Here is a 21,963-nt window from a genome sequence, read left to right as displayed (position 1 = left end):
CCCGATCATCACGCCGAAGGGAGGACCAAGGCCATGCTCGATCTCGGAAACCGCGTCTCGATCTACCAGCCCGAACAGGACGGGCTGATCTTTCCGGTACTGCCGGACTTCGACACCGTCGAGGACGAGCGCCGCCACCGCAAGGAACGCCTCGTCGCCGCCTGCCGGGCCTTCGCGCTGCACGGCTTCGACTACGGGTTCGCCGGCCACCTGACGGTGCGCGACCCCGAGCGGCCCGAGCTCTACTGGACCAACCCGATGTGCGTGCATTTCGACAAGGTGAAGGTGTCGAACCTGATCCTCGTCGACCATGCCGGCCGGGTGATCGAGGGCACCCATGCGGTCAACCGCGCGGGGTTCGTGCTGCACGCGAACGTGCACGAGGAACACCCCGACATCATCGCCATGTGCCACGCCCACACCACCTACGGCACCGCCTGGTGCGCGACGGGCCGGCCGATCGACCCGATCACGCAGGACGCCTGCGCCTTCTTCGAGGATCACGTGGTGATCGGCGAACAGGGCGGCGCGGTGGCGGTGGGAAACCACGCGGGCTCGGACGTGGCCAAGGCGTTCAAGGGCGTGAAGGCCGCGCTGCACCAGAACCACGGCCTGCTCACCGCCAGCCGCCATTCCATCGAAAGCGCGGCCTTCTGGTTCATCGCGCTGGAGCGCTGCTGCCAGCAGCAGCTGGCCATCGCCGCCTCGGGGATCGAGCCCATCCGCATCCCCGCCGACCGCGCCCGCTATTCGCGCGAGCATGTCGGCAGCGAGTACATCGGCTGGCTGCATTTCCAGACGATCTGGAACCAGCTGGTGGTCGATCAGCCCGACATGTTCGACTGAAACCTTTGCAGGTGCAGCGACGATTGTTCTGGACAGCACCCGTCGCCGCGCCGAAGCTTTTTCGGTCACCTTGCGGCACCCGCCCCCAGACCGGCGGGTCCCATCCATCTTGTACAAGAAGGGGAAGGAAGCCATGTGTGAAGTCTTTGCCGGACAGGACCCGCACCGCTACGCCCTGACGACGCGGCGGCTGAGGATCAATGGTCAGAGCACCAGCATCAGGCTGGAAAACGCGTTCTGGGACCTGCTTGACCAGATCTCGGCCCGCGACGGGCTCAGCACGCCCGCCTTCATCTCGCAGCTGCACTCCGAGGTGCTGATCCTGCGCGGCGAGCCGCCGAATTTCACCTCGCTCCTGCGCACGGCCTGCCTGGTGTTCATGGCCTCGGGCGAACGCCCGCGGGCCGCGCAGATCGCCGCGGAGTAGCGCGCCGCGGGCCATTCCGCACGGGGTAGTATCCCGATACTACCCGCCCCCGGCCCACCCGAGTCTATCCTGTTCCGACCCCAGACAACGGACAGGAGACAGAGCGTTGGCCAAGGCAATCCACAGCATGATCCGCGTGCTGGACGAGGCACGATCGGTCGCCTTCTACCGCGAGGCCTTTGGCCTGACGGTGGCGGACCGGCTCGATTTCCCGGATTTCACGCTCGTGTACCTGTCGAACGGGGAAAGCACGTTCGAGCTGGAACTGACGGTCAACAAGGGCCGGACCGACCCCTACGACCTCGGCGACGGCTACGGGCATTTCGCGGTGTCCGTCACTGACGCCGCCGCCGAACACGCGCGCTTCGAGGCCGCGGGGCTGGCGCCGCGCCGGCTGGTGGATTTCGCGCCCGCGGGCGAGGTGATCGCCCGCTTCTTCTTCGTCGCGGACCCCGACGGCTACCAGATCGAGGTCCTGCAAAGAGGTGGCCGCTTCCTGTGATCGGGGCGGCCTGCGGCGGCGTCCTGCGCCGTCAACGGTTCAAGGGAGGAACAGACATGAGCAAGCACGAGACTCCACGTGGCCTGACACGCCGTCAGCTTCTGGCGCGGGCCAGCGCCATGGGTGCCTTCGTGGTGGGGGCAGGCTTCATCGCCGCGCCCAACGCCGCCTGGGCGATCGAGACCACCCATCTCGACTCCGAGACCTTCGCCACACTGGTGCAGATGGCGCGGGACATCTACCCGCACGACTACGTCGCCGACGAATACTACGTCGTCGCCGTGCGCGGCTACGACACCCCCGAGCAGGCCGCGGCCATCACCGCCGGCATCGCCGCGCTGGACGCGGCGGCGCGCGGGCGCGGCTTTCCCAGCTACGTCGGCACCGGCTGGGAACGCGACCGCGTCGACATCCTGCGGTCGATGGAGGACAGCGCCTTCTTCCAGCAGATCCGCGGCGGCCTCGTGACCGGCCTCTACAACCAGAAGGAGGTCTGGCCGCTGTTCGGCTACGAGGGCGAAAGCTTCAGCCAGGGTGGATACCTCCACCGCGGCTTCGACGACATCACCTGGCTGTGATCTGAAAGGGAGGACACACCATGGCAGCTCCATTCGACCTCAACGACGACGGCGTGGTCGTCATCATCGGCACCGGCGCGGGCGGCGGCGTGCTGGCCAACGAACTGGCCCAGCGCGGCGTCAGCGTCGTGGCCCTCGAAGCCGGCGGGCGCTACCTGCCCGAGGATTACCTCAACGACGAGTGGGACAGCTTCGGGCAGCTCGCCTGGACCGACCCGCGCACCACCTCGGGCGACTGGCGCGTCGCGCGGGATTTCTCGGGCTTGCCCGCCTGGATCGTGAAGGCCGTCGGCGGCACCACGACCCATTGGGCCGGCGCCTCGATCCGCTTCCAGCCGCATGAGTGGAAGGCCGCGACGACCTATGGCCGCGTGCAGGGCGCGAACCTGCTCGACTGGCCGATCGACGAGGTCGAGATGGCGCCCTGGTACGACCTGGCCGAGGAAAAGCTGGGCGTCACCCGCACCGGCGGCCGCGCGGGCCTGCCCGGCAACAACAACTACAAGGTCTTCGAGGCCGGCGCCCGCGCGGTCGGCTACGAGGAGGTGCATACCGGGCGCATGGCGATCAACTCGGCCGATTTCGACGGCCGGCCCGCCTGCCAGCAGACGGGCTTCTGCTTCCAGGGCTGCAAGTGGGGCGCCAAGTGGTCGGCGGCCTACACCGACATCCCGCGGGGCGAGGCCACCGGCAACCTCGAGGTGCGCGAGAACGCCCATGTCGCGCGCATCCTGCACGACGACCGCGGGCTGGTGACCGGGGTCGAGTACTTCGACCGCGACGGCGCCCTGCAGTTCCAGCGCGCGCGCATCGTCTGCGTCGCCGGCAACTCCTTCGAGAGCCCGCGGCTCCTGCTCAACTCGGCCTCGTCGATGTTCCCCGACGGGCTCGCCAATTCCTCGGGCCAGGTCGGGCGCAACTACATGCGCCACGTCACCGGCTCGGTCTACGGCGTGTTCGACCAGCCGGTGCGCATGTGGCGCGGCACGACCATGGCGGGCATCATCCAGGACGAGGCGCGGCACGATCCCTCGCGCGGCTTCGTCGCGGGCTACGAGCTGGAGACGCTGGCGCTGGGCCTGCCCTTCATGGCGGCCTTCCTCGATCCGGGCGGCTGGGGGCGCGAGTTCACCTCGGCCCTCGACAGCTACCAGAACATGGCCGGCATGTGGATCGTGGGCGAGGACATGCCGCAGGAAACCAACCGGGTGACGCTGAACCACGACGTCACCGACCGCTGGGGCCTGCCGGTGGCGAACGTGCATTTCGACGATCACCCCAACGACGTCGCGATGCGCAACCACGCCTATGCCCGCGGCCAGGCGATCTACGAGGCGGTGGGCGCGACCCGCACCTTCCCGACGCCGCCCTACCCGTCGACGCACAACCTCGGCACGAACCGGATGTCCGAGAACCCGCGCGACGGGGTGGTCAACCGCTGGGGCCAGACGCACGACGTCGCCAACCTGTTCGTCTCGGACGGCTCGCAGTTCACGACCGGCGCGGCGGAGAACCCGACGCTGACCATCGTGGCGCTGGCGATCCGGCAGGCCGACCACATCGCCCGCCAGATGTCGGCCGGCGCGCTCTGACCCCCCCCCGGCAGGGTGCCCACAGGCGCCCTGCCCCACCTCGACCGACAGGGCCGCGTCCTCCGGGACGCGGCCCTTTTCGCGGGGCGCAGGCACGGCTGCGCCGACGGCAGCGGGACGGGCGTGTCGGGGTCATCCGCCTGCACGGACGCCGGCCATGCGCCAAGGGGCGGCGATCCGACCGGGACCGCCGCGGCGTGGCAGGTGCGGCGCGGGGATGGCGAAGCAGGCTCGACGCCCCGGCCCTCCTGCGCGATGATGCGGCCCGGGCCGGCGGCCTCGGCGTCGGACGGTCCATTTCCGTAGCGCAGTCGACCGCCGCCCCGGCCCGGGAAGCATGAGCCGCATGGACAGGACCCGCACCGATCGCGTCAAGACGGCCATCCTGGTGCTGGCCGCGGCCGGCCTGACGGCGGGGCTGGGGTTCTCCGTCGCCGGCCGGGGCGCCCTCGCGGACATGGTCTGGATCGCCGGCGTCGTGCCCGCGCTGGCGGCGCTGGTGGTCGAGATCCTGCGCAGCCTGCGCTCGGGCGAGGTCGGCCTCGACATCGTCGCCGCGCTGTCCATGTCCGCGGCGCTGGTCTTCGGCGAGACGCTCGCGGCGGCGGTGGTCGCGGTGATGTATTCGGGCGGCACCTTCCTCGAGGCCTTCGCCGAGGGCCGCGCCAGGGCCGAGATGCACGACCTGCTGTCCCGCGTGCCCCGGACCGCGACCCGGCACCGCAACGGCGGGCTGGAGGAGGTGCCGCTGGACCGGATCGCCCCCGGCGACCGCCTGCTGATCCGGCAGGGCGACGTGGTGCCGGTGGACGGGGCGGTGGCCTCGGCGGCGGCCTTCGTCGACACCTCGGCGCTGACGGGCGAGTCATTGCCGGTGCGGCTGGCGCAGGGGGCCGAGGCGATGAGCGGCGCGACCAACGCGGGCGAGGCCTTCGACCTGACCGCCACGCGCGAGGCGAAGGACAGCACCTACGCCGGGATCGTCCGGCTGGTCGAGGCGGCGCAGGCATCCAAGGCGCCGATGTCGCGGCTGGCCGACCGCTGGTCGCTGGGCTTTCTCGCCGTCACCGTGGGCATCGCCGTCGCCGCCTGGTGGGCCACCGGCGACCCGATCCGGGCGGTCGCCGTGCTGGTGGTGGCCACGCCCTGTCCGCTGATCCTCGCCGTGCCGGTCGCGCTGGTCGCGGGGCTGTCGCGGGCGGCGCATTTCGGGGTGCTGATCAAGGGCGCGGGGCCGCTGGAGACGATGGCGCGCATCCGCACGCTGATCCTGGACAAGACCGGCACACTGACCGACGGCCGCCCGCAGATCGTGTCGATCGACAGCCACGACGGCATGGCGGAGGACGACATCCTGCGCCTCGCCGCGGCGCTCGACCAGGCGTCCAAGCATCCGGTCGCGCAGGCGATCGTCGCGGCCGCCAAGGCGCGCGGCTTGCCCCTCGCCGTGCCGTCCGAGGTGGCGGAGATCCCCGGCGAGGGCGTCCTCGGCCATGTCGAGGGCCGCAAGGTCATCGTCGGCGGGGACGGCTTCGTCGCGTCGCGCGTCGGGCGGCGGCCGGGCGATCACCCCGCCATGGCCGCGGGCTCCGTCCTCGTCGCGGTGGCCGTGGATGGCCGCATGGCGGGGCACCTCGTCATGTCCGACCCGCTGCGCGAGGGTGCGGGCGCCATGCTGGACGGGCTGCGGCGGGAGGGGATCTCGCGCATCCTGCTCGCCACCGGCGACCGGGCGGACGTGGCCGAGCGCGTGACCGAGGGGCTGGGCCTCGACGGGCTGCGCGCGGGCCTGACGCCGGACCAGAAGGTGCTTCTGGTGCTGACCGAGCGCAAGAACGGGCCCGTGATGATGGTGGGCGACGGCGTCAACGACGCGCCCGCCCTTGCGGCGGCCGACGTGGGCGTGGCGATGGGGGCGCGGGGCGCGGCGGCCTCGGCCGAGGCGGCGGACGTGGTGCTCCTGGTGGACCGCATCGACCGGCTGGGTCCGGGGATCGAGATCGCGCGCGGGGCCCGCCGCATCGCCGTCGAAAGCGTCGTCGCCGGGATCGGCCTGTCGGTGCTGGGAATGATCGCGGCGGCCTTCGGCTACCTTACGCCGGTGCAGGGCGCGCTCCTGCAGGAGGTCATCGACGTCGCCGTGATCCTGAACGCGCTGCGCGCCCTGCGCATCACGCCCCATGACCCCGCCACAACGCCGCCACCCGTCCCCGCAGGGCAGGCCGGCCTCGCCCCGGACGGCGCGCGGTGATCTGGGCCTCCCGCCGCGTCACCCGCAGGCCGCGCCGCCGGACCGGGGCCGGGGCGCGTCCGGGTCGGGGCCAAGGACGCTGACGTCGAAACCGCCCAGGTCGCCCGCGATGCGGATGCGCCCCTCCGCGCCGTAGTCGAGCCACAGCGTGCCCTCCGTCTCGAGGCTCGCGGCCAGCGGGAAGGTGTCGGACAGGAGCTGGTCCAGCGCCCCGGCCGCCCAGTCGGCCAGCTCGGCGGTCTCCGCGTCCTCCGGCACGGCGGGATCGGGCGCGCCTTCGCCAAGGCGGACCGTGCACAGGGCCTCGGGCGACGGCGCGCAGGCGGCCGCGGCCGGAAGGGGGGCCAGGCCCGCAGCGGACAGGACGGCCGCCGGCGTCAGGCCCACCTGCCCCGCCCCCGCGCCCGGTGCGGCCGGGCCGGACCGGACCGTCACCGGCCCGCCCCCGGCCAGCGCACTGCGCAGGGCCGCCGCCACCGCCGCCGCGTCGCCGGGGCCGAGCGCGCCGCCGCCCGCATCCCCCGCAAGCGACAGCAGACGCCGATTCGCCGCGTCAAGGGCGATGGCCCGGCCGCCCGCGCCGCGGATCGTCAGCCGCCGCGCCAGCACCGTCGTGTCGACCCGGTCGAGCACCGCCCGCAGCGCGTCGTCCGGCGTTGCCGGGATCGGCGGCGGCGGGCCGTCGAGGGCCGCCTGGATCAGCCGCGCGCGCACCGCGCCGCGCGGGTTCATGCCGCGGCCTCCGGGTGCGGCGCGGCGGCAAGCGCCCCGCGGAGCCGGTCGAGCAGCGCCGGGGGGTCCGCGACCGGCCCGCCGAGACAGCAGATCGCCTCGGCCGGCGCCCCGGGCACCCGGAAGAACACCCGGCAGCCGGTCGGCCCGGCGAACAGCGCGCTGTCGGGCTGACGGCCGGAGCCCGGGGCGGCGACCTCCAGCAGTTGCGCCGCGCAGGCCCCCAGCGCGTCGAGATGTTCCTGCGGATAGGCCAGGTCGCCGTCGGCGGCCAGCACCGTGCCCTTGTCGATGTCGGCCCAGACCACCAGCGAGCAGGCCGGCACCGCGCGGCGGAGACGGGCGAGGGTGTCGGGGGTCATGCGGGGCGCTCCGGTGTCATGGGGGTCTCGGCGCCGGTCAGATCAGCGCTTCGCGCGGGCGGCCCGGGCGCGCGGCCCCGCCCGCGGGACGGATCCGGCGGGGCATCACGCCCGACGGGGCACCCTGCGGCACCTGAGGCTCGGCCCCTGCCCCGTCCCCGGCCCCGTCCGGCCCGGGCGCGCCGCTGTCCCCGGCGCGGGCCCGGCGCAGGTCGGCGGCGATGTCGGCGGTGCGGCGGGCGGGGGCGCGCAGATCGGCGACCACCTCGGCCAGCACGTCCATAAGGCGCGGCAGGCCCGAGGCGCGTTGCAGGTCGGCGTCGTCGCCCGCCTCCATCGCAAGGAGCGGCGACACCGGCAGCACGGCGCGGAACTGGCCCGCGGTCTCGCGGCGGACCCGGGCCAGCAGCCGGGCGCGGTCGACCTCGTTGCGCACCGTGTCGATACGCGTGAGCAGCAGCAGGCTGCGCGCCTGCAGCTCTTCGGGAACGCCCTCCCAGATCGCGGCCTCGGACTGGCGCCAGGCCTGCGACGCGGGCGTGCACCACAGCACGATGTCGGCCAGCGGCAGGAGCGCATCCCAGATGTCGGACGACATGTTCGGGTCGGAGCTGCCGGGCATGTCGATCAGGTCCACCGCGTCCAGCAGATCGGCCTCGAGGAACACCCGCACCGCCCGCGTGCCCAGCACCGGGATGCGGCTGATCTCGTCGTGGTCGATGACGGTCTCGGTGCCGTCGATGCCGACATGGACGGGATCGTCCGACCCGGCGCTGTACCAGATCGGCGGCACCTGGGTCGCCGTCACGCGCACGGGCGAGCTGTCCTGCCCAAGCAGCGCGTTGGCCAGCGTGCTCTTGCCGGCGCTGAACTCGCCGAGGAGCGCGATGCGCGGTTTCGCGGCCGCGCGGGCCGTCACGTCCTGGTCCGTCATTCTGCGGCCTCCTTCACTTCGGTCTTGTGGAACCCGGCAAGCAGCAGCCGGGCGCGGTCGATCCGGGCCTCGATGCGCAGGCGGTCCTCGTCCTGCTGGCGGCGCAGCGCGGCGAGGTCGCCGGCGCTGCGCTGCGCGAGGTCCATCAGGCTGGCGCGTTCCGCGGCCAGGAACTCGCCCAGCAGCGCCTTGAGCCGGTCGGCATGGGCGGCGGCATGGCCGGTCTGCAGCTCGGCGATGACCGGCGCGATCTCGGCGTCGATCAGGGCGGCGAACTCCTCGGCATAGGCCTGCGGGCTGCGCCGGCGGCGCCACCAGCGCGTCCACCAGTTGCCGCGGATATCGAGGGCGATGGTCTGGCCCAGCATGACCGGCACCGGCGGTTCGGGAAGCGACGGCGGGTCGAGCGCGAAGGTGCCCGGCTCGAGGTCCAGCCCCGCGGCGCCGATCTCGGCCACCGCCTGCGCGGTCTCGGCGAAGACCGCCTCGGCGGCGCGCGTGGCCTTGCCGGTGAACAGGTGGTAGCCCGACCGCAGCAGCGCCCGCAGCCCTGAGGGGTCGTAGGTCCAGACCTCGGTGTCGCCCTCGGTCTCCAGATGCTGCAGCAGCGCCCCGGTGGCGCGCGACACGAAGGTGCCGCGCGACGACTGCAGCCGGCCCTCGAAGGCGGCGAGCACCCCGTCGAGACGGCCCGCAAGATCCGCCTCGGCCTTGCGCGCCAGGGCGTCGAAGCGGTGCGCCAGCGCCGCGGCATCCACCGGACGGCCAGGCCCGCGGGCGCCGCCGCCGCGCGCCGCCAGCAGCACGCCCGCCGACACGCCCTGCGCAAGGTTGCGCCCCTGCCGCGCGATGCGGTCCACCACCTCGGCGCCTTCGCCATGGGTGATCCGGTCGGCCAGCACGCGGCCCAGCGCGGGCAGGCCCGACAGGTGCCACACCATCGCCGCGGCATCGGTTTCGACCATCCCGCGCCGCACCTCGTCCTCGGCCAGCGCGATCAGGGCGCGTGCGCTGCGTTCGCCGATCCGGTCCAGCTCGCCGCGCAGCGCGTGCACCGCCCAGTGCGCGCTGCCGAACAGGATCTCGGCGTCGGCCGGGCCGCTGTGGGCCCGCAGGGTGGCGCGGATGCTGTCGCGGATCTCGGGGATCTCGCGGACCGGGTCGGACAGCTCGTCGATCCGGTTCACGAACAGCACCACCTCGCGGGACCGGATGTTGGCGATCAGCCGGATCAGCGCGAGGTCGACCGTCGACAGCGCCTGGTGCGCCGACAGGACCACGACGCAGAGCCGGCTGGCGCGGATCGCGTTCACCGTGATCTGCTCGCGCACCATGAAGGTGTCGTTCACGCCGGGGGTGTCGCGCAGGCAGACCGGCATCGGCAGGGCGGGCTGCGACAGGAACAGGTCGGCCGACCGCGTGATGTCGGCAAAGCGGCCCTGCCCGCTGTCGGCGCCGGCCGCGGCGGCGATGTCCGGCTCGTCGCCGAGGCAGACGTAGCGCTGGATCAGGTCGGCATCGACGTAGCCGTAGTCGTGGGTCTGGCCCAGCAGCATCTCGAAGCGGCTGCCGAGGCGCTGGCGGGATTTCTCGCGCATCTCCTCGAGCTGGCGGCGCACCTTCTCCAGCTCCTGGTCGGCGCCGGCGCGGCTGGCAAGCTCGCCCACGCGGCCGCCCTTGCGCAGCAGGTTCGACCATTCGTCGTCGGTGAAGAAACGGAACCGCGACTTCTGTGCGTCGAGCGCGATCCGCGGCGACACGTGCAGCGACGTCACCACCGAGGTCCAGGGGTTGATGTCGGCGGGCAGCAGGCCCGGCCGCCCGATCAAGGCGTCGACCAGCGTGGTCTTGCCGGCCTTGACCTGGCCGATCATCGTCACCGTCGGCTCGACCTCGCGCAGCGACTGGCGCAGCTTGCGGATCTCGGGCTCGCGCGCGGTGTCGCCGACCTCGAGCAGCAGGCGCAGCGCCTCGTCCAGCCGGGCCATGTCGGTCACCAGCGGCTCCAGCCCCCGGTAGGTCGCCGCGATCAGCGGGTCGCCCACGGGGTCCCCCGCCAGCGGGGTCTTGGCGTGACGGTCCTGTTTCATCGGCCCACTCCCGGTTCAAGGTCCGGCGCCGGCGACCGCGCCAGCGCCTGTTCAAGCTCCCACCGCATCTGTCCCATGAGCGCCGCCGCGGTCTCGGCGGCCTCGGCACCGCCCTCGATCTGCAGGAGCAGCGCGGTGTCGCCCATCTCCTCGATCGCCTGCCGCAGCGCGGTGGCGGCGGGGTCGTCCTCGGGCCAGTCGGCGGCCCGGTCGCGCAGCCCCTCGGCGGTCTCGCAGCAGCCGTCGAGCACCTCGGCGGCCCAGTCGCCGCCCTCGTCCGGCCAGGCCAGCGCCTGCGCCAGCGCCCGCGCCCGCCGCGTGAGGTAGAGCAACGGCTCGGAAACCAGCGCGCGCATCCCGGCGGAGGGGGCCGCATCGGCGGCCGGCGCGGCGCGCGGCGCCACGGCCGCCGCCGGCGCGGGCACGGCGGACCCGAGGCGGTGCAGGAACAGCCGCGTCGCGTCGAGGTCGGCGGCGCGGGCCTCGTCCATGTCGGCCAGGAGCCGCTCCTGCAGCGCCGCGACCAGGGCGCGGGGGGCGGCCGCGCCGTCGTCGGGCGCAGGCCCGGCGGCGAAGCGCGCCACGAACTCCGCCCCCGCGGGCAGGCGGGGCGGCGTCGGGGCCGGCGCCCGTTCAACGAGGACCGCGTGGTTGTGCAACCGGTCCGGGGCCGCGGCCCAGATCCGCGCGTCTGCCGGCCCGAAGCTGGCCGTGCACCACAGCGCGATCTCGCTCCGGCGGGCGGCCCAGGCGAGCGCGGGGACATGCTGCGCCGGGTCGACGTCGAGGCAGACGGCCAGCACCGACATCCGCCGCAGGAGCGCCACCGGCGCCTCGACCGCCAGGAACACCGGCGCCCGGGCCAGCATGTCGGGCTGCGGCAGCCCCGGCCGCGCCAGCGTGCTGCCGTCGCCCAGCGTGGCGACGGTGCGGGGCGCCTCGCCGTGCGACACCTCCAGCGCGGGCGGCATCTGCCCCGCCGCGACCGGCGCCTCGCCGATCAGCCCCGCCAGCAGCCAGTGCAGCAGCGCCGGGTCGGGCCCGAGCAGGCACAGCCGCGCCGGGCGGCGCAGCGCCTCGGCCAGCCTTGCGCAGCGCGCCGCGTCCTTGGGCGACAGCGTCGCCCGGGCCAACAGCCCCTCGAGCTGCGCCACCGGCCCGGAGATGTCGACCTCGACGCAGTCCCTCATGCGCGGCCCCGCTGGCTGAGGTGCACCGGCGGCGCGACCGTGCGGCGCCAGGCGCGCAACAGGCCGCTGCGCGCGATCCAGCCGCGGGCGGCGCGGTCGCGCGGGCGCAGCGCGGTCACGCGCAGCACCACGATCGAGGTGTTGTCCTGCTCTGGGTCGTCCATCCTGGCGAGCGCGTCGAGCAGGTCCTGCGCCATGGTGCGGCTGTCCTCCTGCCGGGCGCGCAGCAGCACCGCCTCGATGATCGGGTCGGGCAGGAACTGCAGCCCGTCCGAGGCGAGGATGACCACGTCGCCCTCGCGCAGGCGCAGGGGCTGGTCGGGGCAGTCGATGGCCTCGATCTCGTCGCCGGTCAGGGCCGAGATCAGGCAGTTGCGCTGCGGGTGCGCCTGCGCCTGCTCGACCGAGATCATGCCCTGGGCCGCCATCAGGTCGATCTGCGGGGCCATCGAGTGATCGGCGTTCAGCCGGCTCAACGCGTTGTCGCGGAACAGGTAGAGCACCGAGTCGCCCACCGAGATCCAGTGCAGCCCGTCGCCGTCGAGGATGGTGGCGATGACCGTGCCGCCCATGCCCTGGTCGGCGCGGCGCGCCTCGGCATGGGCCTGCAGCGAGGCGTTGGCCTGGTCCACCGCCTTGCGCAGCAGGCGGCGGATGTCGGGGCCCGCGCCGTCGCGCGCCGCCTGGCCGATGGTCAGCTCGGCGAAGACCTCGGCCACGATGATCCGGCTGGCGAGATCCCCCGCCGCGTGGCCGCCCATGCCGTCCGACAGCACGGCAAAGCCGCGCTCGGCGCCGTCGGGAAAGGCGACGGCCAGCGCGTCCTCCTGCCGGGTGCGGGCGCCCTGGGCCAGCGCCGCCGCGGCGTCGATCTGGAACGACAGGCTGTCAGGCATCCGCGTCCTCCCCGCCCTCGCCGGTGTTCCAGCGGAAATCGGCGCCGCACAGCGCCACGAAGCGCAGCGTGGTCTTGCCGATGCGGATCAGGTCGCCGTCGTGCATCTCCTCGGTGGCGAGCACCGGCTGACCGTTGCGGCGCACCACGTTGGCCTTGTTGCCGTGCCCGATGAAGAAGCGGTTCTGCTCCTCGTCGTAGAGCACCGAGGCGTGCCCGCTGCGCGAGATGCTCATGTCGCCGAAATCCAGCGCCACATCCTGGTCGGCGCCGCGGCCGATGCTGGAGACATGGGTGGAGACCGCGAAATAGGCGCCGCGGCCGGGCCCGTCGACCACCACCAGCCAGCCGGCCGGAAAGGACGGTCCGCGCGGCGCGGCCCCGGCGCCGGGGGCCAGGCCGTCGGCCTCCAGCTCCTGCGCGTGAAAGCCCAGGATGCGCGTCTTGGCCCGGGCCGAGGGGGCCGCCGGTGCTGCGCCGAGGTCGGGGCGCCGGGGCGGGCGCGCCACCTCGGGGGGCATCGGCGGCTCGGCGCGGACGGGGGCGGGGGCCGGCGCGGGGTCCGCGGGCGGTTCGGGGTCGAGATCCCAGATGTTGCGGCGCGGCGGGGTGGCGGCAGCGGCGGGGGGCGCGGGGATCTCCGGCGCGGCCGGCGCAGGTGCCGGGTCGGGCGCGGCCGAGCGGACCGGCAGGGGCGGCTCGTCCCCCCAGGGCGGATCGTCCGAGGGCGGCTCGGCCCCACCGGCCGAGCCCAGCGGCCGCATCCGCACCGCGACGTTTCTCAGGCTCCTGATGTTCATGAGGTCCTCCAGCTCGTGTCCTGTGCGGCAGCGCCCGTCCGGCGGCGGATGATCCGCGAGAACAGCCGGCCGCGCGGCCGTTTCGCCGGGGCGGCGGGCGCCGCGGGCGCGTCGGCCGGGTCGTCCGCCGGGCCGGGCGCCTCCGCGGCCGCGGCTTCGGCCAGGTCGATGGCGACGACCTCGTCGGAGGCGGCTGGCCCTGCCGTGTCGGGCTCGGGGCGCGCCGTCGGGGGCGGGGTCGGGGCGGCGGCGGGTGCCGGCGCGGGCGGGGCGACCGGCACGAAGTCGCGGCGGAACTCGGCCACCAGCGCGCGGATGCGGCGGTCGAGCTCCTCGTCGCGGGCGGCCTGTTCCAGCGCCCGCTTGATGCGGCGCTCGCGGTCGATCACGTCGCGCCAGGCCGCCGCGCTGGGCAGGCGCTGCTGCGGAAAGATGCTGAGGCACTGGTTGATCGCGTCGATGAAATGCGCGTCGTAGCCCGCGACCCCCTCGAGCGGCCGCAACGGGTCGGCGAGGTTGCGGGCGACGGCGGCCATGCGCTTGTGGCTGCTGGGGGGCGGCTGGCCGCCAACGACGTGGTAGAAGGTCGCCGCCAGCGCGTAGAGGTCGCTCGAGCGGACCTGGTCGCTGCCGGCGAGGTAGAATTCCTGCGGCGAATACCCGTCCTTGACGGTCAGCACCTTGGACAGCACCCGGCTGACCCGGGTCGCGCCCTCGCGCGCCGCGCCAAAGTCGATCAGCACCGGCAGGTTGTCGCGGTCGATCAGGATGTTGTCGGGCGAGATGTCCCGGTGCAGGATGTCGTGCTCGTGGATGTACTGCACCGCCTGCAGGAGCCGGATCAGCAGCTGCTTGACCTCGTCCGGCGTCAGGCGGTGCGGCTCGGTCTCGATCACGTCGAGCAGCGTCCGCCCCTCGATGAAGTCCATCGCCATGTAGGCGGTGCCGTTCTCGCGGAAATACTGGTGCACGCCGACGATGTAGGGGTGCTGGAGGGCGGCCAGCGCCTGCGCCTCCTTCTCGAACAGGCCGAGGATGGTCTCGAACTCGCCGCCGGTGCTGCGCGAGCGGGGCCAGACCTGCGCGTTGTCGCGGTAGCAGACGGCGCCGGGGAAGCATTCCTTGATGACCACCCGGCGCCCGAGGCTGTCGCCCGCCAGGTAGGTCACGCCGAAGCCGCCGGCGTTCAGGTAGCCGTCAATGGTGTACTGCCCGCCACAGAGGGTCGACCCCGGCGGGAGTTCATCGCCACGTCTGTCCGTCCGCGCGGAGTCCATCGTCCTCGCTCGTGATGCCCCAGGCCCCTTGCGTGCGGCTCGGCCGATCGCCTGGCCACGTTTCCGCACGCGGAAGGGAATCAACCGGATTCGGCCGTCCGAACGTGGTCAATTCGGGTCTGGAACAAGGACAAATCATGGCGTGCCGGCCCCGGCCCCGCGCCCGGCGCCCGTGTCCGCGCCGCCCGGGCCGGGGCGCGGCGCCGCGGCGCTCCCTGCGCCATCCGCCCCTACCACCGGCGCGCGGACCTGCTAGGTAGCGGGGCATGACCGAGTTTCTCCAGATCACGGACGTGACCAAGGCCCATGGCACGCTGGAGGTCCTGCGCGGCGTGTCGCTGGCGCTGGACCGGGGCGAGGCGCTTGCCCTGACCGGCGAAAGCGGGTCGGGAAAAAGCACGCTGATGCACCTCGCCGCCGCGCTCGACGCGCCCGACAGCGGCGAGATCCGCATCGGCGGCCAAAGCCTCGGGGCCCTCGACGACGCCGGCCGGGCGGCGGTGCGGCGTGGCCGGATCGGGCTGGTGTTCCAGCAGTTCAACCTCGTGCCGTCCCTGACCGTGGCGCAGAACATCGCGTTCCAGGCGCGGCTCGCGGGGCGCCACGACCCGCGGCTCTGCGCCGAGCTGGTCGGGCGGCTGGGCCTGTCGGGCCTCGAGGCGCGCTACCCCGAGGCGCTGTCGGGCGGCCAGCAGCAGCGCGTCGCCATCGCCCGGGCGCTGGCGCACCGGCCCGAGCTGATCCTCGCCGACGAGCCCACCGGCAACCTCGACGAGGCGACCGGCGACGCGGTGCTGGCGCTGCTCCTTGAGCTGGTGGCGGAAACCGGCGCGGCGCTGATGATGGTCACGCACTCGACCCGGCTTGCGGCGCGGCTCGGGCGGCGGCTGCACCTGTCGCGCGGGCGGCTCGGCGCCCCGGACGCGGCCTGAGCCATGCTGCGGACCGCCCTCGCCACGCTCCTGTCGCACTGGCGGCGCCACCCGGGGCAGCTGGTCACGCTGCTCGCGGGGCTGGCGCTGGCCACCGCGCTGTGGTCGGGGGTGCAGGCGATCAACGCCGAGGCGCGCAGCTCCTACGCCGAGGCCGCCGCGGCGCTGGGGCAGGACCGGCTGGCGCGGCTGGTGGCGCCCGACGGCGGGCCGGTGCCGCTGGCCGAGCACGTGGCGCTGCGGCGCGCGGGCCACGCGGTGTCGCCGGTGATCTCGGGCGAGCTGCGCGACGGCGCGGCGCGGCTCAGGCTGTTCGGTCTCGACCTGCTGACGGCCCCGCCAGACGCCGGCGGGCCGGCGCTGGGCGGCGAGGGGATCGATCTTGCCGCCTTCTTCACCGCGCCGGGCGTCCTGTTGATGAGCCCCGCGACGCAGGCCGGGCCCCTGCCCCCGGACCTGCCCCCGGTGCTGGTCCGCGACGGCATCCCGCCGGGCGTCGCCTACACCGACATCGGCACCGCGGCGCGGCTCTTGGGGCAGGCGGACCCGTCCTTCCTGCTGGTGGCGCCCGACCAGCCCGCGCACCTGCCGCCGCTGGCCGAGGCCACCGGCCTGCGCCTCGTGCCGCCCGGCGACGACAGCGGGGTGGCCCGGCTGACCGACAGCTTCCACCTCAACCTCACCGCCTTCGGGCTTTTGTCCTTCGCGGTCGGCCTGTTCATCGTCCATGCCGCCATCGGCCTCGCCTTCGAGCAGCGCCGCGCCACGATGCGGACGCTGCGGGCGCTGGGCCTGCCGCTGCGCACGCTGCTGCTGGCCTTCGGGCTGGAACTGGCCGCACTGGCGATCCTCGCGGGGCTTGCCGGGCTGGCGCTGGGCTACGCCATCGCGGCGGCGCTGATGCCGGGGGTCGCGGGGACGCTGCGGGGGCTGTATGGGGCCGAGGTGGCGGGCGGCCTGTCCTTCGATCCGCGCTGGGCGCTGGCGGGGCTGGCGATGACGCTGGCGGGCGCGGGGCTGGCCGGGGCGCAGGCGCTCCGCCGCACCGCGCGGCTGCCGATCCTCGCCCCGGCCCAGCCGCGGGCCTGGGCGCAGGCCTCGGCCCGGGCGATGCGGCTGCAGGCGGCGGCGGCCGGGGTGCTGGCCGCGGCGGCGCTGGGCCTTGCGCTCTGGGGCGGCTCGCTGGTCACGGGTTTCGCCACGCTGGCCGCGCTGCTGCTCGGGGCCGCGCTGGCGCTGCCGGCGCTGCTGGGGCTGTCGCTGAGGCTTGCGGCCCGTGGCGCCCGCGGGGCGCTGGCCGAGTGGCTCTTTGCCGACACCCGCCAGCAGCTGCCCGGCCTGTCGCTGGCGCTGATGGCGCTGTTGCTGGCGCTGGCGGCGAACATCGGCGTGTCGACCATGGTGGGCAGCTTCCGCGGCACCTTCCTCGGCTGGCTCGACCAGAGGCTGGCCGCCGAGCTCTACCTCACCGCCACCGACGTCGACGAGGCCGCGCGCCTGCAGGCCTGGCTCGCCCCGCGCGCCGAGGCGGTGCTGCCCATCGTGCGCGCCGAGGCCACGCTGGCGGGCCGGCTCGGCGCCGTCTACGGGCAGGCCGACCACGCCACCTTCCGCGAGAACTGGCCGCTGATCGCCGCCGAGGCCGGGGCCTGGGACCGGCTGGCCGCCGGCGCGGGCGTGCTGGTGAACGAACAGCTGTTCCGCTTCGGCGACCTCGCGCTGGGCGAGCCCCTGCGCCTTGCGCCGGGCCTGACGCTGCCGGTGGTGGGGGTGTATTCCGACTACGGCAACCCGATGGCGCAGGCCATCGTCACCCTGCCCGTCTTTGCCGCGACCTGGCCCGAGGTCGCCGCCACCCGCTTTGCCCTGCGCGTGCCGCCCGATCAGGCCGCGGCGCTGGCCACGGCGTTGCGGGAGGACTTCGGCCTGCCCGCCGACGCGGTGGTGAACCAGGCGCAGATCAAGCGCTTCTCGCTCGAGGTGTTCGAGCAGACCTTCCGGGTCACGGGCGCGCTGAACATCCTGACGCTGGGGGTGGCCGCCGTGGCGCTCCTGACCAGCCTGACCACGCTGGCGGGGCTGCGCCTGCCGCAGCTGGCGCCGGTCTGGGCGCTGGGGCTGACGCGGGGCCGGCTGGCGGTGCTGGAGCTTCTGCGCAGCGTGGTCCTCGCCGCGCTGACCTTCGCGCTGGCGCTGCCGGTGGGGCTCGTGCTGGCCTGGGTGCTGCTGGCGGTGGTGAACGTCGAGGCCTTCGGCTGGCGCCTGCCGATGCAGCTGTTCCCGGCCGACTGGCTGCGCCTGCTGGCGCTGGCGCTGATCGCCGCGCTGCTGGCCGCCGCGCTGCCGGCGCTGCGGCTGTGGCGGATGGCGCCCACCACGCTGCTCAAGGTCTTTGCCCATGAACGCTAGGATCCTTCTCGCCGCGCTGTGGCTGGCCGCGGGGCCGGCGGGGGCGCAGGGCTTCGCGGGCCTCGGCACCGCGGCCGAGGGCTTCGCCATCCCCGAACGGCCGGCCGCGTTCGCCTTTCCCGCCGATCACGGCGCCCATCCCGCCTACCGCATCGAATGGTGGTACCTGACCGCCACCCTGACGGGGCCCGACGGCACCGACTACGGCGCGCAGTGGACGCTGTTCCGCTCGGCGCTGGCCCCCCGCCCCGCCGCGGGCTGGGAGGCGACGCAGCTGTGGATGGGCCACGCCGGGCTGACCACGCCCGCGGCGCATTACAGCGCCGAGCGGCTGGCCCGCGGCGGCATCGGGCAGGCGGGCGCCGAGGCCGAGCCCTTCGAGGCCTGGATCGACGACTGGGCGATGGTGTCGACCGCGGCGGGCGGCGCCGACGCGCTCGACGCGCTGCGGGTCACCGCCCGCGGGGACGGGTTCGCCTATGACCTCGCGCTGCGGGCCACGGGGCCGCTGATCTTCCACGGCGAGGGCGGCTATTCGGTCAAGTCGCCCGAAGGCCAGGCCAGCTACTACTATTCGCAGCCCTTCTACGACGTCGCGGGCACGCTCGAGCTGCCCGGCGGCGCGGTGCCCGTCACCGGCACCGCCTGGCTCGACCGGGAATGGTCGTCGCAGCCCCTGTCCGAGACGCAGGAGGGCTGGGACTGGGTCTCGCTCCAGTTCGAGGACGGCGCGCGGCTGATGGGCTTCACCCTGCGCGCCCGTGGCGGGGCCGATTTCACCGCCGCGACCTGGATCGCGCCCGACGGCACCACCACCGCCTACCCCGACGGCGCGCTGACCATGACGCCGCTGGCCGAGACGCAGGTGGCGGGCCGGACCGTGCCGACCGAGTGGCGCATCGCCCTGCCCGCGCAGGGGGTCGACATCGTCACCCTGCCCCTGAACCCGCAAAGCTGGATGGACGTGTCGGTGTCCTACTGGGAGGGCCCGATCCGCTTTGCCGGGAGCCACGCCGGGCGCGGCTACCTGGAGATGACCGGCTACGACTGAGCGGCCGCACCCGGGGCCCGTCGGGGCCGGTCCGGGGGCGTCGGGCGGCGCGCGCGGCGTGCAACGGTCTGCCGACGCCGCTTCAAGCGGGTTTTCAGATGCCCCGAAACCGGCTATCTTGCGTCAAAACAAAGACGGAGCGGTCCCCGGCAGAAGGGACCCGCCGGATAACCGTGGCATCCCGTGGGTGCCCCTTGAGTGCGGACAGAGCAGCAAATGACACGTTTCCACCCGATTCCGTCGCGTGCCCGGCTTGGGCTTGCGCTCTGCGCGCTGCTGGCCCTCGCGGCCTGCGGCGAGGACTTCCGGCCCTTCGGTGATGCGGGCACCCGAAACGCCACCGGCGACGGGCCGGCGCCGATCGGCGCGACCCGGCTGGTGGAGCGCGACGTCGAGGCGCCCGAGGTGTTCCAGGTCACCGAGGAGGGGCTTTGGGACGGGCGGCCCTCGCTCGGCGGGGTCTGGGTGGCGCACCCGACCGCCGACGACCCCGAGCGCGTGCTGATCCGCAACGAGGAAAACGGCCGCTTCGTGATCGGCGCCCTGTTCCGCCGCGAACGCGACCATCCCGGCCCCGAGCTGATGGTGTCCTCGGACGCCGCGGCGGCGCTGAACATCCTGGCGGGCGACCCGACCTTGCTGCAGGTCACCGCGCTCCGCCGCGAGGAGGTGTCCGACCCGGTGATCGAGCCCGCCGAGGGGGCCGAGGCCCTGCCGGCCGCCGCCGAAGGCACCGAGGTGGCGACGCCCGCGATCACCGCGACGCCGCTGGGCGACCCGATCGCCGCGGCCGAGGCCGCCATCACCCAGAGCGAGATCGCCGCGGCGACCGCGGCGGCCCCCGCCCGCCCGCTGCCCGCCGCGGCCACCGCGTCGGCCGCACCTGCCGCGCCCTCCGCCACGCCGGCGCCCACGCCCGTCGCCGCCGCCCCGGCCGCCGCCGCCTCGGCGCTGGACCGGCCGTTCATCCAGATCGGCATCTTCTCTGTGCAGGAAAACGCCAACAACACCGGGCAGGCCTTGCGCAACGCCGGGCTGGTGCCGACAATCTACGACCAGAGCTCGAACGGCCGCCGCTTCTGGCGCGTGGTCGTGGGCCCGGCCCAGACCAGCGCGGACCGCGACGCGATCCTCGCCACCGTCCGCGGCCTGGGCTTCGAGGACGCCTATTTCGTCACGAGGTGACGCCAAGACCGACGGGGAAAGAATGCCTGCTGCCCTATCCCACCTGATCCGACGCGCCGCCGCCCTCGTGGCGGCGGTCGCCGTTTGCCTGATCTCCGCCGCGCCGGGCGCCCACGCCCAGGGCTACGAGACCGAGGCCACCGCCGCCTATGTCATCGACCACGGCACCGGCCAGGTGCTGTTCTCGCGCAACGCCGACGTGCCGCTGCCGCCGGCGTCGATGTCCAAGCTGATGACGCTGCTGATGGCCTTCGAGGCGCTGCGCGACGGGCGGCTGACGCTCGACACCCGCGTCCCGGTCAGCGCCCACGCGATGAGCTTCGGCGGCTCGACCATGTTCTTGAACACCACCGACCGCCCCACCGTCGAGGACCTGATCCGCGGCATCATCATCGTGTCGGGCAACGACGCCTCGGTGGCGCTGGCCGAGGCGCTCAGCCCCGACGGCACCGAGGCCGGCTTTGCCCGCATCGCCACCGACCGCGCGCGCGAGCTGGGGATGTCGTCGACCACGCTGATGAACGCCTCGGGCTGGCCCGCGCCCGGCCACGTGATGAGCATGCGCGACCTCGCCATCCTGGCCGAGGAGATCATCACCGAGCACCCGCAATACTACCGCTACTTCGCCGAGACCGAGTTCGACTACGAGAACCGGTCGCCCGCGAACCGGTTCAACCGCAACCCGCTGCTTGCCATGGGCATCGGCGCCGACGGGCTCAAGACCGGCCACACGCAGGAGGCGGGCTATGGCCTCGTCGGGTCCGCGGTGCAGGGCAACCGCCGGGTGACCTTCGTCATCACCGGCCTGTCCAGCGCCGAGGCCCGCGCGCGGGAAAGCGAGCGCATCCTCAGCTGGGCCTTCCGCCAGTTCGTCGAACGGCAGGTGGTGACGGGCGGCACCGAGCTGGCCCGCGCGCCGGTTTTCATGGGCACCGCCGCCGACGTGGGCCTCGCCGCCGCCGGGGACCTGACGCTGCTCCTGCCCGCCACGGGCGAGACGGGGCTGCAGGCCGAGATCACCTACACCGGCCCGGTGCCGGCGCCGATCGAGGCCGGGGCCACGCTGGGCGAACTGGTCGTGCGCGTCGGCGAGGGCGACACGGCGGTCGAGCACCGCATCCCGATGGTCGCGACCGAGGCGGTGCCGCAGGGCGGCATCGGCATCCGGCTGGGGACCGCGGCGCGCGCGGTGCTGCACGAGCTGCTCGGCCCGCCCCCCACCGCCGTGGGCGGGTGATGGCCGCGACGCAGGCGCTGTTCCTCAGCCTCGAGGGGATCGACGGCTCGGGCAAGTCCACGCAGGCGCGGCGGCTGGCCGACTGGCTGCGCGCGCAGGGCCGCGACCCGGTCCTGACGCGCGAGCCGGGCGGCGCGCCGGGGGCCGAGGAGATCCGCCGCCTGCTGGTCGAGGGCGACCCCGACCGCTGGTCGCCCGAGACCGAGATCCTCCTGTTCACCGCCGCCCGCCGCGACCACCTGGAGCGCACGATCCACCCCGCGCTCGCCACGGGCCGCGACGTGGTGACCGACCGCTTTGCCGATTCCACCCGGGTCTACCAGGGTGCCACGCGGGGCGACCTGCGGGCGCTGGTCGACGACATCCACGCCCGGGTCATCGGGATCGAGCCGGACCTGACGCTGGTGCTGGACATGGACCCCGAGGTGGCGCTGACGCGCGGCCTCGCGCGCGGCTCGGGCGAGGACCGGTTCGAGGAGTTCGGGCTGGAGTTCCAGCACCGGCTGCGGGCGGGGTTCCGCGCGCTGGCGGCCGAGGCGCCGGGGCGCTGCGTGCTGATCGACGCCTCGCGGGACGCCGACGCCATCGCCGCAGCGATCCGGGACGCGGTGGCCGCGCGGCTCTGACCGGCGCCGAAAAACTGCAGTTTTTCGGATGGGAAAACTGCAGTTTT

Annotated in this window: 20 protein-coding genes; 12 read left to right on the top strand and 8 right to left on the bottom strand. The window is 74.1% G+C overall.

What is annotated here, in order from left to right:
- Positions 1 to 33 precede the first annotated feature (33 nt).
- The 6 genes from HCU73_RS07550 (at position 34) to HCU73_RS07525 (ending at position 6,196) form a co-directional block, all read left to right on the top strand.
- Complete coding sequence (locus HCU73_RS07550; protein WP_168622815.1) at positions 34 to 846, top strand: class II aldolase/adducin family protein; 813 nt, start codon at positions 34 to 36, stop codon at positions 844 to 846.
- Between the two features lie 133 nt (positions 847 to 979).
- Positions 980 to 1,273, top strand: a complete 294-nt coding sequence (locus HCU73_RS07545) for a ribbon-helix-helix domain-containing protein (protein WP_168622814.1) — start codon at positions 980 to 982, stop codon at positions 1,271 to 1,273.
- A gap of 106 nt (positions 1,274 to 1,379) precedes the next feature.
- Positions 1,380 to 1,775, top strand: a complete 396-nt coding sequence (locus HCU73_RS07540) for a VOC family protein (protein WP_168622813.1) — start codon at positions 1,380 to 1,382, stop codon at positions 1,773 to 1,775.
- Between the two features lie 56 nt (positions 1,776 to 1,831).
- Complete coding sequence (locus HCU73_RS07535; protein WP_168622812.1) at positions 1,832 to 2,353, top strand: Twin-arginine translocation pathway signal; 522 nt, start codon at positions 1,832 to 1,834, stop codon at positions 2,351 to 2,353.
- Between the two features lie 20 nt (positions 2,354 to 2,373).
- Positions 2,374 to 3,945 (top strand): GMC family oxidoreductase, encoded by a 1,572-nt coding sequence (locus HCU73_RS07530; RefSeq protein ID WP_168622811.1) that lies wholly within the window; start codon positions 2,374 to 2,376, stop codon positions 3,943 to 3,945.
- Between the two features lie 346 nt (positions 3,946 to 4,291).
- Complete coding sequence (locus HCU73_RS07525; protein ID WP_168622810.1) at positions 4,292 to 6,196, top strand: heavy metal translocating P-type ATPase; 1,905 nt, start codon at positions 4,292 to 4,294, stop codon at positions 6,194 to 6,196.
- An 18-nt stretch (positions 6,197 to 6,214) separates the two neighbouring features.
- Here the strand turns inward: HCU73_RS07525 and HCU73_RS07520 are convergent, their stop codons facing one another.
- From HCU73_RS07520 to HCU73_RS07485, 8 genes are read right to left on the bottom strand one after another with little or no spacing between them, the layout of a single operon-like run.
- Positions 6,215 to 6,928: a hypothetical protein gene (locus tag HCU73_RS07520; protein ID WP_168622809.1), complete on the bottom strand. Its 714-nt coding sequence runs from the start codon at positions 6,926 to 6,928 to the stop codon at positions 6,215 to 6,217.
- Positions 6,925 to 7,290 carry a hypothetical protein gene (locus tag HCU73_RS07515; RefSeq protein WP_168622808.1) on the bottom strand — a complete coding sequence of 122 codons (366 nt, stop codon included), beginning with the start codon at positions 7,288 to 7,290 and terminating at the stop codon, positions 6,925 to 6,927. Before HCU73_RS07515 ends, HCU73_RS07520 begins: the two co-directional genes overlap by 4 nt.
- A gap of 37 nt (positions 7,291 to 7,327) precedes the next feature.
- Positions 7,328 to 8,224, bottom strand: a complete 897-nt coding sequence (locus HCU73_RS07510) for a dynamin family protein (protein WP_168622807.1) — start codon at positions 8,222 to 8,224, stop codon at positions 7,328 to 7,330.
- Complete coding sequence (locus HCU73_RS07505; RefSeq protein WP_168622806.1) at positions 8,221 to 10,314, bottom strand: dynamin family protein; 2,094 nt, start codon at positions 10,312 to 10,314, stop codon at positions 8,221 to 8,223. Before HCU73_RS07505 ends, HCU73_RS07510 begins: the two co-directional genes overlap by 4 nt.
- Positions 10,311 to 11,504 carry a hypothetical protein gene (locus HCU73_RS07500; protein WP_168622805.1) on the bottom strand — a complete coding sequence of 398 codons (1,194 nt, stop codon included), beginning with the start codon at positions 11,502 to 11,504 and terminating at the stop codon, positions 10,311 to 10,313. The genes HCU73_RS07505 and HCU73_RS07500 overlap by 4 nt, the downstream gene beginning before the upstream one ends.
- Positions 11,501 to 12,400 (bottom strand): PP2C family protein-serine/threonine phosphatase, encoded by a 900-nt coding sequence (locus tag HCU73_RS07495; RefSeq protein WP_168622804.1) that lies wholly within the window; start codon positions 12,398 to 12,400, stop codon positions 11,501 to 11,503. Before HCU73_RS07495 ends, HCU73_RS07500 begins: the two co-directional genes overlap by 4 nt.
- A complete protein-coding gene (locus tag HCU73_RS07490) occupies positions 12,393 to 13,199 on the bottom strand; it encodes an FHA domain-containing protein (RefSeq protein ID WP_168622803.1) in 807 nt (268 codons plus the stop codon). Before HCU73_RS07490 ends, HCU73_RS07495 begins: the two co-directional genes overlap by 8 nt.
- Positions 13,196 to 14,476 (bottom strand): serine/threonine-protein kinase, encoded by a 1,281-nt coding sequence (locus HCU73_RS07485; RefSeq protein ID WP_168622802.1) that lies wholly within the window; start codon positions 14,474 to 14,476, stop codon positions 13,196 to 13,198. The genes HCU73_RS07490 and HCU73_RS07485 overlap by 4 nt, the downstream gene beginning before the upstream one ends.
- 266 nt (positions 14,477 to 14,742) lie before the next feature.
- Between HCU73_RS07485 and HCU73_RS07480 the strand changes: the two genes are divergently transcribed.
- From HCU73_RS07480 to tmk, 6 genes are all read left to right on the top strand, one after another.
- Positions 14,743 to 15,408, top strand: a complete 666-nt coding sequence (locus tag HCU73_RS07480; protein WP_168622801.1) for an ABC transporter ATP-binding protein — start codon at positions 14,743 to 14,745, stop codon at positions 15,406 to 15,408.
- A 3-nt stretch (positions 15,409 to 15,411) separates the two neighbouring features.
- Entirely contained in the window at positions 15,412 to 17,817 is a 2,406-nt protein-coding gene (locus HCU73_RS07475) for an FtsX-like permease family protein (RefSeq protein WP_239025477.1), read from the top strand.
- Positions 17,807 to 18,868 carry a lipocalin-like domain-containing protein gene (locus HCU73_RS07470; RefSeq protein ID WP_168622800.1) on the top strand — a complete coding sequence of 354 codons (1,062 nt, stop codon included), beginning with the start codon at positions 17,807 to 17,809 and terminating at the stop codon, positions 18,866 to 18,868. The genes HCU73_RS07475 and HCU73_RS07470 overlap by 11 nt, the downstream gene beginning before the upstream one ends.
- Positions 18,869 to 19,084: 216 nt before the next feature.
- Complete coding sequence (locus HCU73_RS07465; protein ID WP_168622799.1) at positions 19,085 to 20,053, top strand: SPOR domain-containing protein; 969 nt, start codon at positions 19,085 to 19,087, stop codon at positions 20,051 to 20,053.
- Between the two features lie 22 nt (positions 20,054 to 20,075).
- Positions 20,076 to 21,290, top strand: coding sequence for a D-alanyl-D-alanine carboxypeptidase family protein (locus tag HCU73_RS07460; protein WP_168622798.1), 1,215 nt, complete (start codon positions 20,076 to 20,078; stop codon positions 21,288 to 21,290).
- Positions 21,290 to 21,916: a dTMP kinase gene (gene tmk / locus HCU73_RS07455; protein WP_168622797.1), complete on the top strand. Its 627-nt coding sequence runs from the start codon at positions 21,290 to 21,292 to the stop codon at positions 21,914 to 21,916. Before HCU73_RS07460 ends, tmk begins: the two co-directional genes overlap by 1 nt.
- Positions 21,917 to 21,963 lie beyond the last annotated feature (47 nt).

Source organism: Roseicyclus persicicus (assembly GCF_012395815.1).
GTDB lineage: Bacteria > Pseudomonadota > Alphaproteobacteria > Rhodobacterales > Rhodobacteraceae > Roseicyclus > Roseicyclus persicicus.
The sequence above is the reverse complement of the archived record's forward strand: the minus strand, read 5'-3'. Positions and strand labels throughout refer to the sequence as shown.